At 42.4% G+C, this 15,519-nt stretch carries 15 protein-coding genes; 6 read left to right on the forward strand and 9 right to left on the reverse strand.

The window, feature by feature from the left end:
* Nucleotides 1-67: 67 nt before the first annotated feature.
* Nucleotides 68-475, reverse strand: a complete 408-nt coding sequence (locus HWQ47_RS18305) for a hypothetical protein (protein WP_269967499.1) — start codon at nucleotides 473-475, stop codon at nucleotides 68-70.
* Nucleotides 476-527: 52 nt separating this feature from the next.
* Entirely contained in the window at nucleotides 528-989 is a 462-nt protein-coding gene (locus tag HWQ47_RS18310) for a DUF3291 domain-containing protein (protein ID WP_269971784.1), read from the reverse strand.
* Nucleotides 990-1,137: 148 nt separating this feature from the next.
* Between HWQ47_RS18310 and HWQ47_RS18315 the strand changes: the two genes are divergently transcribed.
* Nucleotides 1,138-2,259, forward strand: coding sequence for a GGDEF domain-containing protein (locus tag HWQ47_RS18315; RefSeq protein WP_269967500.1), 1,122 nt, complete (start codon nucleotides 1,138-1,140; stop codon nucleotides 2,257-2,259).
* A 576-nt stretch (nucleotides 2,260-2,835) separates the two neighbouring features.
* Here HWQ47_RS18315 and HWQ47_RS18320 read toward each other — a convergent pair.
* The 3 genes from HWQ47_RS18320 to HWQ47_RS18330 form a co-directional block, all read right to left on the reverse strand.
* Nucleotides 2,836-3,813, reverse strand: a complete 978-nt coding sequence (locus tag HWQ47_RS18320) for a transposase (RefSeq protein ID WP_269967501.1) — start codon at nucleotides 3,811-3,813, stop codon at nucleotides 2,836-2,838.
* Nucleotides 3,814-4,175: 362 nt separating this feature from the next.
* Nucleotides 4,176-5,090, reverse strand: coding sequence for a pseudouridine-5'-phosphate glycosidase (locus HWQ47_RS18325; protein ID WP_269967502.1), 915 nt, complete (start codon nucleotides 5,088-5,090; stop codon nucleotides 4,176-4,178).
* A complete protein-coding gene (locus HWQ47_RS18330) occupies nucleotides 5,084-6,175 on the reverse strand; it encodes a PfkB family carbohydrate kinase (RefSeq protein WP_269967503.1) in 1,092 nt (363 codons plus the stop codon). Before HWQ47_RS18330 ends, HWQ47_RS18325 begins: the two co-directional genes overlap by 7 nt.
* 467 nt (nucleotides 6,176-6,642) lie before the next feature.
* On the opposite strand from HWQ47_RS18330, the gene HWQ47_RS18335 reads away from it, so the two are divergent.
* Nucleotides 6,643-7,050 (forward strand): META domain-containing protein, encoded by a 408-nt coding sequence (locus HWQ47_RS18335; protein WP_269967504.1) that lies wholly within the window; start codon nucleotides 6,643-6,645, stop codon nucleotides 7,048-7,050.
* A gap of 131 nt (nucleotides 7,051-7,181) precedes the next feature.
* On the opposite strand, the gene HWQ47_RS18340 is transcribed toward HWQ47_RS18335, so the two are convergent.
* The 4 genes from HWQ47_RS18340 to HWQ47_RS18355 all read right to left on the reverse strand — a co-directional run bounded on the left by HWQ47_RS18340 (nucleotide 7,182) and on the right by HWQ47_RS18355 (nucleotide 10,557).
* The gene (locus tag HWQ47_RS18340) at nucleotides 7,182-7,637 is read right to left on the reverse strand and encodes a YaiI/YqxD family protein (RefSeq protein ID WP_269967505.1); all 456 of its coding nucleotides are present in this window, start codon (nucleotides 7,635-7,637) and stop codon (nucleotides 7,182-7,184) included.
* Nucleotides 7,638-7,755: 118 nt separating this feature from the next.
* Nucleotides 7,756-8,334, reverse strand: a complete 579-nt coding sequence (locus HWQ47_RS18345) for a PhnA domain-containing protein (protein WP_269967506.1) — start codon at nucleotides 8,332-8,334, stop codon at nucleotides 7,756-7,758.
* A gap of 194 nt (nucleotides 8,335-8,528) precedes the next feature.
* On the reverse strand, nucleotides 8,529-10,019 hold the full coding sequence (locus HWQ47_RS18350; protein WP_269967507.1) for a carotenoid oxygenase family protein: 1,491 nt from the start codon (nucleotides 10,017-10,019) through the stop codon (nucleotides 8,529-8,531).
* Nucleotides 10,020-10,113: 94 nt separating this feature from the next.
* On the reverse strand, nucleotides 10,114-10,557 hold the full coding sequence (locus tag HWQ47_RS18355) for a DUF2141 domain-containing protein (RefSeq protein WP_269967508.1): 444 nt from the start codon (nucleotides 10,555-10,557) through the stop codon (nucleotides 10,114-10,116).
* A 395-nt stretch (nucleotides 10,558-10,952) separates the two neighbouring features.
* Here HWQ47_RS18355 and HWQ47_RS18360 point away from each other — a divergent pair, with 395 nt between their 5' ends.
* The 4 genes from HWQ47_RS18360 (at nucleotide 10,953) to HWQ47_RS18375 (ending at nucleotide 15,512) form a co-directional block, all read left to right on the forward strand.
* Nucleotides 10,953-12,107, forward strand: a complete 1,155-nt coding sequence (locus HWQ47_RS18360) for a sensor histidine kinase (protein ID WP_326515505.1) — start codon at nucleotides 10,953-10,955, stop codon at nucleotides 12,105-12,107.
* A gap of 1 nt (nucleotide 12,108) precedes the next feature.
* Nucleotides 12,109-12,777 carry a response regulator gene (locus tag HWQ47_RS18365; protein ID WP_269967509.1) on the forward strand — a complete coding sequence of 223 codons (669 nt, stop codon included), beginning with the start codon at nucleotides 12,109-12,111 and terminating at the stop codon, nucleotides 12,775-12,777.
* A 166-nt stretch (nucleotides 12,778-12,943) separates the two neighbouring features.
* Entirely contained in the window at nucleotides 12,944-13,561 is a 618-nt protein-coding gene (locus HWQ47_RS18370; RefSeq protein WP_269967510.1) for an NAD(P)H-dependent oxidoreductase, read from the forward strand.
* 25 nt (nucleotides 13,562-13,586) lie between these two features.
* Nucleotides 13,587-15,512: a monovalent cation:proton antiporter-2 (CPA2) family protein gene (locus tag HWQ47_RS18375; RefSeq protein ID WP_269967511.1), complete on the forward strand. Its 1,926-nt coding sequence runs from the start codon at nucleotides 13,587-13,589 to the stop codon at nucleotides 15,510-15,512.
* Nucleotides 15,513-15,519: the final 7 nt, after the last annotated feature.

Below are 15,519 nucleotides of genomic sequence, written 5' to 3' on the forward strand. Positions count from 1 at the left end.
GAGTCTTAACTCCTTTTTCTAGTTACTTAACGAAAACGTTCTTCAAAAATAAGCAAAAAGTTAATGATTATTGGCGAGTAAAAATCTGCAATATTGGCAGGAGTCGATGACCAAAAGAGAGTGTCATTGAAATTAACTCTCCCTGAGCAAATATCTGTTTATAAGCGCTAGGGGCACGTTGCTTACCATCGGCAAAAAGAGCATGAAGTTGGCTCGACTCAAAAATGCGTTCACCTGAGGCACTATTTCTCAGTGTTACCACGGCCTTACGTTCACCATCTTCATTGCTCATCACAATGTAATTAACCACTTCGAAATCACTTTTATCAGGTTGAATATCATGATTATTAACAAACTGAATGTCGACATTGGCAGGGACTGAGCGATCGATATAAAAGACATTATCTGCAGCTAAGCTGTTGGCACTGAACAAGACACTAAATAGGACACTAAACATAAATATGACTTTGTTCATTTTCACCTCTTATTACAAAACCCAAATAGCCATTAAAAAGCCTTTTGCAAAGCTAAGCGCTCTTCACACCATCAAGATCGGCAGGCTGGAAGCGACTTTTAAAACTAAAAGCATAAACAGACTCTCCATGCGATCTTAAATATTCTAACCTCTCCTTAGCCTCATCGATACTGGGAATGTGCCCCTTAGGGATCCACCAAAGTACGTAGTTAGCCTCAGACAGCTTTTCAAACCACTCTTTCTTCCGCTTCATAAAGCTGATGTGATGCGTCATATACATAAAGTTTTTAAGCGCATCTTGAGAGCGCCATATAGACATGTTAACCAGCAATAATGGATCGTCAAATACCTGAATACTTGTGGCATCACCACTTTCATCCTTAAGACGCCAGACAAATCCTTCGCTGGACTCTGCCATCGCGTTCACAGACTCCAGATTATCAACAAACTCTTTCATCAAGGGCTCATCCATCGAAGCTCTGGCTTTAGCAATATTGAGCTGAGCAAGTTCCATCTCTATTTTATAACTTCCCATCATCTAATCCTTTGTCAGCAAACCCTATTCATCTGAGCATTCAAAACTGTGCGCCAGCACAAAGACAGTACCTTTAACTCAACCTAGAATCAATCCTCAGAAAATATAAGAGGGTCTTGATTTTAATATGGATTCATTTCAATGGGATAAACATTTCGTCACCGGGATAGATGACGTAGATATACAACATAAGAAGTTAGTCAATATCATCAACCGTTTTGGATACCAGCTCGCCAGCAATAATTTAGTCCTTGCAGATATCAATCAGGTACTTCACGAATTATGGACTTATACTCAAGAGCATTTTCAAGATGAAGAGACGTTAATGCAGGAGAAAGATGTAGATATCCGTCATCAGGTTTTACAAAGACAAGCCCATCGTTACTTCCTTAACGAAGTGCAGCAGATGCAGGCATCTGTTTCCATCGAAAAACCTGAAGCACTGAAGTATCTTCTTGATTTCCTTATCCAGTGGCTCGCTTATCATATCTTAGGCGATGACAAGAATATGGCTCGCCAAATAGCGGCCATTGATACAGGTATGAGTCCAGAGGAAGCATTTGAAAAAGAGCAGTCCCAAACCGACAATGCCACCGCACCACTGCTTACGGCACTTAATGGTTTATTTAATCAAGTCTCCCAGCGTAACAAAGAACTGATCGCACTCAATCAAACCTTAGAAGAGAAGGTTCAGCTTCGTACCCGGGCACTTAGTGATGCCAATAGTCATCTGAAAAAACTGTCTATAACCGATATGTTAACTGGGTTACCTAATCGACGCTTTGCCATGGAGAAACTCTCTCAACTCTGGCGTGACATGCAATCAAATCCTCAGCCTCTCGCCTGTATGATGATAGATGCCGATCATTTTAAAAATGTAAACGACACTTACGGTCACGATGCTGGCGATCTCGTGCTCCGCCAACTGGCTAAGGTACTAGAACACGCTGTTCGCACCGATGATATCGTCTGCCGCTTGGGAGGCGATGAATTCATCATCCTTTGCCCTGAAACAGATATGCTTGGACTGAACCATATAGCTAACAAGGTACTTACCAAGGTTAACGCCACTTCAGTTTCTTTTGGTGCCAGTAAAGAAAATCTAAACACTGATGGGTGTTGGAAAGGCAGTGTGAGCATAGGACTCGCTATAAGTTCTGCTAATATGTTACGTCCAAATGAGCTACTGAAGCAAGCCGATCAGGCTCTATATGTGGCAAAAAACGCGGGTAAAAACTGCATCAGATAAGCTTATAGAATAACTAACTTTAATAAACTTTTCTGACAACAAATTTCAAAAATATTTTGATTTGAATTACAAATGGCGTGGTGACATGGATGTCGTTGAACGGTTTTGTTGGCAGGACTTGCGAATATGAGTAACCTTTTAATAATATTAGAAGTCAGCTTCAATTAACAAACCAAGACACCCAATAAAACCAGAACAATTAAGAGCTAGCTTTTTATTCTCTGTTGAGAGAATAATTCTAGCGACAGCTCAAAAATCTAGCCAACCATTATTAATCAATAACATAGCGAGTCTATTGCAGGTTATCCACTTTCTAGTTGATGATAAGGCACATCTAGCAGATTTATAGATGAAGAAAAATCAGGCCAGCCATTGTTAATCAATAACATAGCGTATCTATTGCAGGTTATCCATTTTCTAGTTGGTGATAAGGCACATCTAGCATATTTATGGATGATGAGAAGCTAATGAGAGTGTTCAGTGTACTCTTTAGGGCCGAGAATAACGGAATTCAAGCAGCAGGTTTTGACTCGATTGATAATGAGCCTGTTTTAACTGAATGATGAGTTCAAACACTTAGCCAGTTTGAAAATACTGGCAGCATTTAGAAAAATGCCGTCGTCGTTTGTCTAGATGTCCACAGTAGCTTGTGAGCTCTTGCAGTGTGCCTACTGGACCATGAAAAAGCATACCAAACTCAGTCGCAAGTTTAAGCCAGTGCTCAACGGGAATATTTAACCTAATCAGTATCTTTGATGCATTAACAGAAATTGAACCTCGTTTGTCATCTCTAATGACTCTAGCCGTTTCGTCAACCAACTCGAGGTAATCTTTCAAATCAAAATTAATTCCTTGTGGCTGATTGAGGTCTTCATTTCCAATAAAAGGGAGTAACTTTACAGGTTGCTTGCCATTTAAGGCAGATTTAATTCTAAGCTGGATACTTGTATGGTCTGATTGTTCAGGAGTATTAGCCATGTTTGAACGAATAGGATTGAGGTCAACGTAAGCCATACAAGCCAAAACGGCAGCTTCATCCAATAACGCCTGACTTTTAAAGCGACCTTCCCAAAACCTTCCAGTGCAACCATCTTCTTTATTCGCCATGCGGGCAATAGGTTCGTTAAGTGTGCGCATAAACCAAGATATATCACTTAGTCGCCCTCTATATTGAGCAATAGAATGCTTTAAACTGTTAATTTCAAAGCTCTCTATTATTTCACCCTTGGCAAACCTCTGAGTGATGTCAGTTCCCATGAATATTTGATGCCAGTGCTCAACAACTTCCCTGTCACTCCAACCGTTAGATTCATAAATATCAACACACAGAACAAGATGTAGATGGTTTGACATTACCGCATAAGCTGCAACATCAATAGCAAACACCCCTGCTAATTTCAGTAGCAGAGATTCAACCCAACCGCGCCTATGGTCATAATTTTTCCCAGAAAACTTATCATCCCCAAAAAGCATGGCCCGTCTGGATACGCGCGAGCAACAGTGGTATACCGAAGTATCTTCAATACTGATTTGAGTTCTTCTTGGACGGGGCATTACAACCTCCTACTTAAGCTAATCATTAAAGCTTAGTAAGAAGCGCAAATATACGCCATTAAGAATGGCTGCATTATTTCTCTTCACGTTTTCTAAACATACCCTTCCTCTATTAATTCCTGAGGAGTAATACCAATTACATTGAGTATCCGTTCATTCAGAGGGAGGGTTTCAACCTGATGAGGTTTGAGTTGATTGATCATCTCAAAGCTTGGGAAACTTGCATAAAAAATCCGAGGCCTAGAAATAGGACTCGGATTCTGAAGTGTCTAGAAGATCAATCAACCGATGGATAAATCACTAAATGATCGATATTACACCCTAAGGCGCTTGTTTTCTACTATTTATTTAAATAACTTCAGCTACTTAGTGTATTCAACCGCTATTTGAGCTGCAAGCTTGGCATTGTTAAATACCAGCTCAATATTGGCTTTGAGGCTGGTACCTTTGGTTTTTTCAGCCACTTTAGCTAAAAGGAAAGGCGTGGATGCTTTACCTGACACGCCTTGCTGTTTCATTTGGGCCAGCGCATCAAAGATCACCTCATCGATCATGGCGCGATCCAGTTGATGTACTTCTGGAATAGGGTTCGCTACCACCACACCGCCCTTCAGTCCCATCGCCCATTTAGCTTTCAATGCATCGGCAATCTGTTTTGGAGTATCGAGTCTGTAATCAACGCCAAATTCACTCTCGCGGGTATAAAATGCAGGCAAGGTATCAGTTTGATGGCCGATCACTGGTACACCTTGAGTTTCAAGATATTCAAGTGTCAGGCCGATATCCAAAATCGACTTTACGCCAGCGCACACCACGGCAACATCGGTATTGGCCAACTCCTGTAGATCCGCAGAGATATCAAATGTCTGCTCTGCACCTCGATGCACCCCACCAATGCCACCTGTGGCAAATACTTTAATGCCGGCCATTGCCGCTAGGATCATGGTCGAAGCCACTGTTGTCGCACCATCGATTTGCTTAGCGACAATAAAAGGGATATCACGGCGGCTAGTTTTAATGACATCTAAGCCAGCTTTACCTAAACATTCAATCTCTTGTGGAGTCATTCCCACCTTCAAACGACCCTTTAGAATCGCTATCGTTGCTGGAATGGCACCATTGTCTCTGATGATCTGCTCAACACGCAGTGCTGTCTCAACATTTTGCGGATAAGGCATACCGTGAGAAATAATGGTCGACTCTAATGCGACGACAGGTTTACCAGCGGCGAGTGCGGCTGCAACTTCAGGGTTAATATCTAAATACTGCTCTAACATATAGATTCCTTGATAACGCGATTAACGGACATTTCAGACATGTTCGGATTGATGGTCGCAAGATGTGACAGCGCCACAACGGCGGCGGCCATAGCAAATGTGGTTGATTGTTCGATATCCCACTCTTGTAGCCAGCCATGAGCGAGCCCTGCAAGGAATGCATCACCAGCGCCATTGGCGTTGATCATAGGGATATCGATTGCAGGTATTAGCGCTTGGTTTTCACCATCGCTATAGAAAACGCCATCAGCACCTAAACTAAGAAAGATGCGCTGTACGCCCTGTTGATGGAACCAAGTGCTTAACATCGGCAGTTCGCTATAATCGTTAATAGCTATCCCTGATAGTTGCTCAGCTTCTTTCAAATTGGGTTTTAAGGTGTGTATAGCATTCAAAAAAGGTTGCAGTTTCTTAGCTTTTGCACAGGAGACTGTATCGACAAAGATAGGTCTATCAGAGAAGCTGCTCAGCAAATACTCAAGAGCTGGGGCCGAGAGGTTAGCATCTAAGATGAGCAGATCCGCACGTCTTAACATCTCTTCTTGAGACTGCAATACCTCGACGCTCAGACGATTTAGAATCGCCATATCATTGATAGCCACATGCATATCACTATCACCATCGAGCACAGATAAATAGGTCGAGGTAGAGGCATCATTGAGCTGTAAGCAGCCCTGCATATCTATTCCAGCATGCTGACACTGATCGATAATGGCCTGACCATAAGTGTCTTTTCCTACCGCGCTAAGCAGACGAGTATGTGAGCCTAAACGGGCTAAGTTCTCAGCAATATTGCGGCCAACGCCTCCGGGAGAGCAGGTAACACTGCCAGGATTGGAATCCCCAACTTGCAGTTTATCTAAGGGCCGACCCAGAATATCCATGTTTGCGCCACCGATCACAACTGCGTAGCGAGACTCGGCCAGAATATAGCCCTTGCCCTTAATAACGCCTTTATTGGTGAGATTCATAATATGGCCAGCAACGGCGGAGCGGCTGATCCCAAGCCTGTCGGCTAAATCTTGCTGGGAGATCAGTGGGTCTTGTTTAAGAATTGCCAATATCTGATGTTCGCGTTCTGTCATTATTATTATCCAGATTTAACGCCCAAACACTTGTTTGGATACCAAACTTAAGTTTGAAGGAGCGTTTAAAATATGCTGAATATATATAAAATTCAAGTAAAACAAACAAGAACCATATTGAAATTGTGAGCAAGCTCTGAATAAACTGGACTTAATTAGCCTTAAACTGAAAACAATGGGGGTTTAGATCTAGATAGAATGCAAGCCACAACCTAAAGGAAAAACTGAAAAATTTCATTTCAACGTCATAATTCACAATATACGACTAAGGAATGATGAATCCTTGTACGAGGAAAATATACTATCCATAATGGTATTTCTCTAAAACGATCACCCAAGATCGAGGAGAACACCAATCAAATAAATATTATTTATATTCAGATAGTTAATCTAGTTGATATAATCGTTGACTCTACATATTGATCTGTAGAGTGAGCAAGTGAGTATTACTAATAGGTGGATAAATCATGAATAAGCAAATTGTTGGCTGCATTATCGTATTGTTGTTATCAGGTTGTCAGTCCATGTCTAATGGAGACAGGTTACAGAGTTTTATCCTCGGAGATTGGCAAGTTGAATCCGTTATGGGGACGCCTACAGTGATGAGTCCTGCTAACCTCAGCTTTTTTGAGGATGGTAAAATTGCAGGTAATAATAGCTGTAATAACTTTTTTGGGAAATATACCGTGGAAGGTGACAAGGTTAAGCTAATGCCTGCAGGTTCCACAATGATGATGTGCCCTGAGTCATTGATGCGCCAAGCAGGTTTAATTGATAAAGCGATGCCCCTTGTTGCTACTGCTGAAATGAAGATAAATAATCTTAAATTTTTAGATAGCGCTGGTAAGTCAATATTTATACTCAATAAGCTCTAACCAATAAAGCCAAATCAAACAGTAATTAAGCTCCGACTAAGTCGGGGCTTAATTAGATGAAGATCTTCGTTTCAACAGCTACTGAAGTCGTTTCAGTACTCAGCTTTTAGCTCCTAGATCACAACTTAGCCCTAAACAGGCTTGTGGTGTTTAGTCACAAAGCGATCTAACTGGTTGCCGAAGGCTTGTTTCTCGCTGGCACCCATTGCGGCGGGGCCACCAGTATGAACGCCACTGGCACGCATGGTATCCATAAAGTCACGCATATTAAGTATTGATTTGATGTTTTGCTCAGTATAAAGCTCGCCGCGAGGATTGAGCGCCACGCCACCTTTATCAATCACTTCCGATGCTAATGGAATATCGGCGGTGATCACTAAGTCACCAGCTTCCAAACATTTAACTATCTCATCATCGGCCACATCAAAACCAGATGGCACCGTCACCATAGTAATAAAACGCGAAGGGGGAATACGTATCGAATGATTGGCCACTAAGATCACGTCCACTTTTGCTCTATCGGCAACTCGAAACAAGATCTCTTTTATCACACCAGGACAGGCATCAGCATCAACCCAAATTTTCATTAGTTTCCCTTCATTTTAAATTTTTAGTTAATAAGATAAAAAACCGCCGTGATCGATAAGATGACAGCGGTTTTATCTATCTCCATCACTCAGTTAAGAGCAATAGTGAGTGAGTATATTACTCTTCTTCAGCTGGTACTTTCTTAACAAAACAAGTCAGAATAACGATACGAGTACCGTTAACACGACCTTCGATATGCTCTGGATTACTTGTTAACGAAATACCACGCACCGTTGTGCCGCGCTTAGCAGTAAAAGTGGTGCCTTTAACGTTAAGATCTTTAATGATAACCACGTTATCACCCGCTTCTATGATGGCACCATTGCTATCTCTATGCGGCACAAAGTCTTCATCAACTTCATTAATACCCGCATCGGCCCATGCTTGCATATGCTCATCAAGATACAACATATCCAGTAGATCACGCGCCCAAGCTTCTGCGCTGATCTGCTTAAGCATACGGTAAGCCATCACCTGCACTGCAGGAACAGGACTCCACATGCTGTCATTCAAACAACGCCAATGGTTCATGTCGAGAGTCGAAGAGTCTTGAATTTGACCAGTACAAGTGTCACAGATCATGATACGTGCATCGCCATAACCTTTTGAATCAGGAAGCTCAAAAGATGTTAACTTTGACTCGCTACCACACAGTTCACACTTACTATCACAACGCTTTAATAGTTCTCTAGTCATCTTAATCTTATCTATCTGAAATTAAAAAATGTATGGCAAGAGTGCCATAAAATGTTGGCTCTTTTAGCAAGTGCCAACACTCAATTGGCGCGCATTATAGCATCTTTGGCCAAACCAAAAAAGTGAGCTAGGTAGCCTCTTTACTGATAAATGTGATTTACAAAGCCATGACTACATCTAATAAATAAGATCTATTAAGTTTTTATAAAGCAACCATGGAAGCCCAATGGCAGAGTCCGATCCATTATCGCTTCTGCCATCGGTCCTTGAGCTAGGTTTTCACCGTCAAATAACGATAAGCCTGATTGCTTAGTTTTATAATCCAGCCAAGTCATCAAAATATAGCCTTCTCCCAGTTTAGCTTTAGGGATAAATAGGGGCTCTTCGATAATTTTCCCCTTACCGAAATAGTAAGTGTCGGTTGGCTTGCCCTCTTGCACACGGTAAAGCGTATCACTTAACCCTGACTCACTGTCACAAGAAGCTCCGATACCAAATACAGCTTGAATCTTATCGGTTACCCTTTGATCAAATTGCAAAAACTCCATATTAATCCCGCTGTGAACGATTTGAGCCTTCAATGGAGTTTTAGTGTCTGAATCAAGCTTGAGTTTAATGGTCACCAATTCCGCATCACTGCTTTTTTCACGCTCCTTTCCTGTCAGCAGTTGAGACATTCCATTGAGTAAAATCCCTGCATCAGGGTAGAGACTGAGCTGCAGTTGCAGTTCACCATCTATTTCAACGGCTCCGCCGAAATGGAATGCAAAACCTGCGGGAAGCTCTGCCCACTGCTGTTGACTAAAATCTGCTTTATCAATAATCAGTAATTTGGCCCCAAGTTCAGGCTGCCATCTGAATGAATCGATGTACGTTTGACCGCGCAGATAGACACAAGATGAAACATAGAAAATTAGTTTGTTTTGGCTTTGAGTAAACGCGTGTAGATAACTCGCCTGCGGCAGCGTTATCACTTGCATGCGGCTAATGTCATCCTCTTTCGACACTTGATACATTAGTAATGAGTTGCTGCCATCGACATACCAACTGCCAAAGTTCCACATGCCACCTTGTCCATCAGTAAGAGGATGTGCGGAAAAAGGCAGTTGTTTATATTTATCGCCAAAACTCTTCACGCCTATTGTGCCCAAAGAATCAGGATCGAGTCGATAAGGAGAACCCGCTTCCCACAAAGCCAAGAGTTCACCACGCCAAGGGATCACGCTAGTATTGGCCACATTCATATCATCATTATTGCGAATGGGCAGTGCGTTAGGTATCTGTGTGCCGGCAGTGTTGTAACGAAACTCTCCCGCCTGTTCTTCAACTTTAAATTTCTTCGTTTGTACAAACTTACCTTTATGACTTATCTCTTCACTGCTTAAGTTAAACTGCTGCACCATGCCATCACCATCGAACCAATGCTTATAATGCATTGCCCCACGATGCATCATAGAGGGACCATTACGATATAAACTGCCCGTTAATGACTTGGGCCATTTACCCGTCAACTGCATCGCTAACGAGGTGAAGTCACTCTGAACGCCATCAAATGCCATACCCCAATCTTGTTTGGCAATGACTGCAGCATTATCTAATGACAATACTGAGTCTGCCATTTTCCCCCACACGGTTGTGGATATTAGCGCCAGAGATGAACCGATAAATTGTCGTCTGTTTAACATAAGATCTCCCCTCTTACCTTAGACATTTTTCCCCTAGCTACCGTTGCCAGAGATGAAACGATGAACTGTTTTCTATTTAACATGACCCCCTCCTCTACCTTAAATGGATGGTGATGGCGGTATCGGTATCAACAGTAAATTTGGCTTCATCGAAACTTGCGGGACCAAAACTGCCAGCATTATTACTAAAGCCGTACCCTTCACTGGGCACCCCAAGAAAATTACTGTCTAAGGTGTTATTACCATTTTCATCGTGCAGCACTTTTACTGCATATTCGCCAGGCATAAGATCGGTAAATATCATGGAGTGGCTGGTCGAAGTGACTGGTTTAATCATTGAGGCAACAGCTGAAGTCCCAGTCTGGTAACTCTCTTGGTTCTGATAGACAGCGACCATTAATTGACCTTGCTGCGTATCGATATTGTCTAAAGTTAATGTCAAATTACTCGCTTGCACTGTACTGAACATGGTTAATGTTGATAGTGCTGCAGTAGTAACAAGTGCAACTTTGATACTGTTTCTAATTATATTTTTCATCTCTATTCCCTTATGTCATGATTGAAACTTAAGTTTAGAGAATGTTAAATCAACAAACAGGTGCCAAAAGTCATGAACTTCATTGGCATTAATTTAATACCAATCAGTATAAAGATTTGATCGCTCAGCGAGAGTTTAGCGGTCCTGAGGCAAGGCAACGAATGAAGAGCATAGTTATTCTACGGTTAAGCTCGTTAACACAGGATCAGAACCGCTAGAACTCGCCTGTAAGGAGTGTTTTTGGCTGCCTATTTCTGCTTTGAATGAACTCACAAGGGAACAACCATTATGTCATCCATTCGCCTTGAATTAGTTTGCCAAAAAACACTCTGAGTAGATCAACTTCTTATACTGATTGGTATAAGTCACATTAGCAGATGATGTTAGGAGTCTGAGTGGGAGTAAAAGTACACGGGAGACGCTTTAGCAGAGAGAGTTTGATGTTACTCCTCGCCGGAATTGGCACATGGTGTTTGGTTGCTTGGCTGGGGGTTAGCCAAACGGTTAATTCGCAGATTCAGATATTTATCTCTATCGGTTATCTGCTTTTTATCGGACTGTTTTTATTTGTTGCATCCCACTATCTCTACAATCATAAACCTAAACTCTTGCTCCCAGTGCTTATGGCGCAAGCGGCGATCACTCTGTATATATCCCACTATACTCCAACCCAGATCACCCCTATTTTATTGGTGATCTGGGCATCACAACTGCCGGATGTAATGAGTAAACGCGCAGCCATTATCAATATCATCATCGTCAATGGGCTGCTGTATCTAATGCATACCGATACCAACGACAGCGCCGCTTTTACTGTACTCATGTATGTCGCCTTTCAGTTTTTTGCCTATAGCAGCAGCCAAGCCAGACTTAATGAATTTCATGCCAGGGTTGAGCAAGAACAGCTCAATCAACAATTAGTGGCAACCCGCTCTCTATTGAGTCAATCAAGCCAACAACAAGAGCGGCTAAGAATTGCCCGAGACCTACACGATATTCTTGGCCACCAACTTACCGCGCTATCCTTGCAACTTGAACTGCTCAGTCATAAAGTCCCTGGGACGATGAAACCTGAAGTTGAACAAAGTAAAAACTTGTCAAAAGAGTTACTCACCAGTATTAGAGCGGTTGTTCGTAAACAGCGAGACATTTGTCACTTAGATCTCACTGAGCCACTCACACGGTTAATGGCAAGACTTCCAGGGGTCGAACTCAGTATTCAAAGCCCATTGAAAGTAACCTCGACGGATCTCGCACAAGCACTGTTACTTATACTGCAGGAGGGCATTAGTAATGCTGTTAGGCATGGTGGAGCCAATAAGCTTACACTTGTGTTAGAAAAACACGAGTTAAGCCTGAAGCTCAAGTTAAAAGATAATGGCAACAACAAAACAACCATGCTCTCAGGTTCGGGACTAAAGGGCATGAAAGAACGTCTCGCCCCTTTTAATGGACAGATTAACTTAGTGGCTAACACCGCTACTTCCAACACGAATAGTCTTCAATCCGGTTATACCCTTCACATCACCTGCACTGAGCCCAACAACTGATATGACACAAACTGACATAAAAAAAGTGGATACACCGATCACCATCGGACTAGTAGACGATCAACAACTTGTCAGACAAGGCATAGCAAGTTTGCTGGCACTATCTGATAAAGTGAACGTGCTTTGGCAAGCTGAAGATGGTGAAGATGCCATAAAGCAACTTGGCAACCAAACTATAGACCTTATATTGAGTGACATCAGAATGCCAAACCTCGACGGTATTGGCATGTTAAAACAGATACGGGACACTGGAAACACTGTTCCCATCATCATGTTGACCACCTTCGATGATGACGAACTGTTAACCAACAGCATCACTCAAGGAGCTAATGGTTTTTTGCTTAAAGACGTATCACTCGATAAATTAATTGCAGCGATAGTGCATGTTGCATCTGGGGGTTTTTTAATTGAGCAAGCGCTACTAACGGCAATGGCAAACTCAAGCGATTCTCGACTTAATATTGATAACCTCACTGAGATAACTGTATCAAAAAGAGAAAGCGAGATCTTAATATTAATGGCGAGCGGTTTTTCAAATAAAGAGATCGCAAGTTCGGTGTTTCTTGCTGAAGGGACAGTGAAAAATCATATCTCCAATATCTTGCTCAAACTTGAGAGCAGAGATCGCACTCAAGCCGTTTTAAAGGCATTACAGATTGGCCTAATTTAGGCTGCAAGTTAGCATTATCGACTAGCTATACAACAATCAAACATATACTAGTCTGAATAAGGTGAGTCATTAACTTTAATGACTCACCTTATAAATATAAGATCCCATACACAAACCTATGCTAATTTATCTTAGGTTTATCTCATAAAGTACAAGGAACGGTATAATGCCCGAGGCAAAAAAGAAAATATTAGTGCTGTTTGCACACCCTTCCCAAGAAAGATCTGAGGTCAATAAGCCACTATTTTCAGAGTGTCAACAACATGGAGATGTCACCGCCGTTGACCTCTACCGTGAATATCCTACATATCATATTGATATAGACAAGGAGCAACAGAGGTTGGTCGCACATGATGTGATCATCTTTATGTTCCCACTTTACTGGTACTCTACTCCAGCCATTTTAAAGCAGTGGCAAGATCTGGTGCTCGAATATGGTTTCGCCTATGGTACTAATGGCACCGCCCTGAAAGGAAAAACCTTCCTCTGTGCCATTACCGCCGGAGGGGGTGAGGACGCTTATCAAAAAGCGGGTTACAACCATTTCACTATTCGCGAATTGCTTCAACCTTTGGAGCAAACCGCCTCATTAACGGGGATGGAGTATTTAGCTCCCTTTGTCTTATTTGGCTCTCGTAATGCGGTAGAGGAAAATAGAGTACACGAGCATCTATACCAGATGCATACCTTACTTAATGCATTATCGAATAATAAACTCGACATAGAGCAAGCTAAATCACTACCCCTGTTAAATAAGAGTTTGGCGACGTTGATCCAAGCATAATAACAATTAAGGAAATCAAAACGCCATGACAGCTTATTTTATTCAAGCCTTTATCTACCTTTGTGCAGCCGTTATTGCCGTGCCATTGGCTAAACGACTCGGGCTCGGCTCAGTCTTAGGTTACCTGATCGCAGGTGTTGTTATTGGGCCGATTATTGGCCTTGTCGGTAGCGAAACTAACACGCTACAACACTTCGCTGAATTCGGGGTGGTAATGATGCTATTTCTAGTAGGCCTAGAACTTGAGCCACGTATGCTATGGGACATGCGTAACAAACTTATCGGTCTCGGTGGCCTACAAATAGGAATAACCACTTTAGTTATCACCGCCGCGGGACTCTACTTTGGCTTAGTCTGGAGCGTGGCTTTTACCGTTGGCCTCATCTTTGCGCTCTCATCCACCGCCATTGTACTGCAAACCTTTAATGAAAAAGATCTGGCTAAAACGGAAGGCGGAAAAAATGCTTTCTCCGTTTTACTGTTTCAAGATATCGCTGTGATCCCGATGTTAGCCCTGATCCCTTTACTAGCCCTGCCAGAATTAATCGAAAAAGCCCAGTCCATTGCTGGCCAAACCGCCGAACACCATGAGGAACTCTCCTTAGTTGCTGGCCTTCCAGGTTGGGCGTACGGGATTGTGTTGCTACTTGCGATTGCCGTTGTTGTTGTTGGTGGTCATTACTTAAGTCGCCCTCTGTTTAGATATGTGGCCAACTCTGGTCTACGTGAAATTTTCACCGCCACCGCACTCATGTTGGTTATCGGCATTGCTGCACTTATGAGTCTTGTAGGCCTATCACCTGCGTTGGGTACCTTTTTAGCTGGCGTTGTACTGGCCAACAGTGAATTTCGCCATGAACTCGAGTCCAACATTGAACCCTTTAAGGGCTTGCTATTAGGCCTTTTCTTTATCACCGTTGGTGCAGGCATCGATTTTGGCGTACTGGCAAGCAATATAGGCCCAGTATTGGGATTAACGGCAGGGGTCATGCTCATCAAAGCCCTAGTCTTATTTGGCTTGGCATTTATCTTTAAGATTAAAAATAGTGACCGCTGGCTATTTGCCCTGAGCTTAGCTCAGGCCGGTGAATTTGGTTTCGTGCTGCTTAGCTTCACGGTACAAAATCATGTTATTCCCAGTGATTTAGCTCAAATGTTATCACTGGTTGTCGCACTCTCTATGTTCCTCACCCCAGGCCTATTTATCTTCTATGATAAAGTGATATTGCCACGGTTTGAGCATAGCGAAAATGACAGAGAAGCCGATGAGATCACCGAAAAAGGCACGGTAATTATCGCAGGGATAGGCCGTTTCGGTCAGATGGTGAACCGTTTTTTACGCGCCAATAAAATTGAAACAGTAGTATTGGATCATCAAATATCACAGGTAGAAAACCTCAAAAAAGTCAATGTCAAAAGCTTTTATGGTGATGCCACCAGACCCGATCTTCTGCACACTGCGGGGATAGAAGATGCCAGCATGATCGTTATCGCCATTGATAATAATGAACGTGCAGTTGAACTAACTAAATACGTTAAACACACCTACCCTAAGGTCAAAATATTTGCTCGCGCCTTTGATAGAGGTCATCACTTCGAGTTAAAGCTAGCGGGTGCGGATTTCATTGTCAGTGAAACCTACCACTCAGCCTTAGAATTAGGCAAGGAAGCACTGATATCTTTAGGCGTTCACCCTTTTAAAGCCGAACAGAAAAAAGCCACCCTACGTGAACTCGAACTTTATTATAAAGATTCTCTCTATGAGATGTGGAAAGAAAACAGTGAAGACAGTAAATACAGCACCCATTTCAGGGATCTGTTTATCGAGCTGGAAACATCAATAGCGAAAGCGATGAAAAGTGAACGTTTCGATGAACAAGCTAAGGTTGAACGCGGCTGGACACCGCCGCCTAAGGGCTATGAGAAAAAGATAAATGAAGATGAGAGTTAATCTTTTA

This window comes from Shewanella sp. MTB7, from assembly GCF_027571385.1.
Classification (GTDB): Bacteria; Pseudomonadota; Gammaproteobacteria; order Enterobacterales; family Shewanellaceae; genus Shewanella.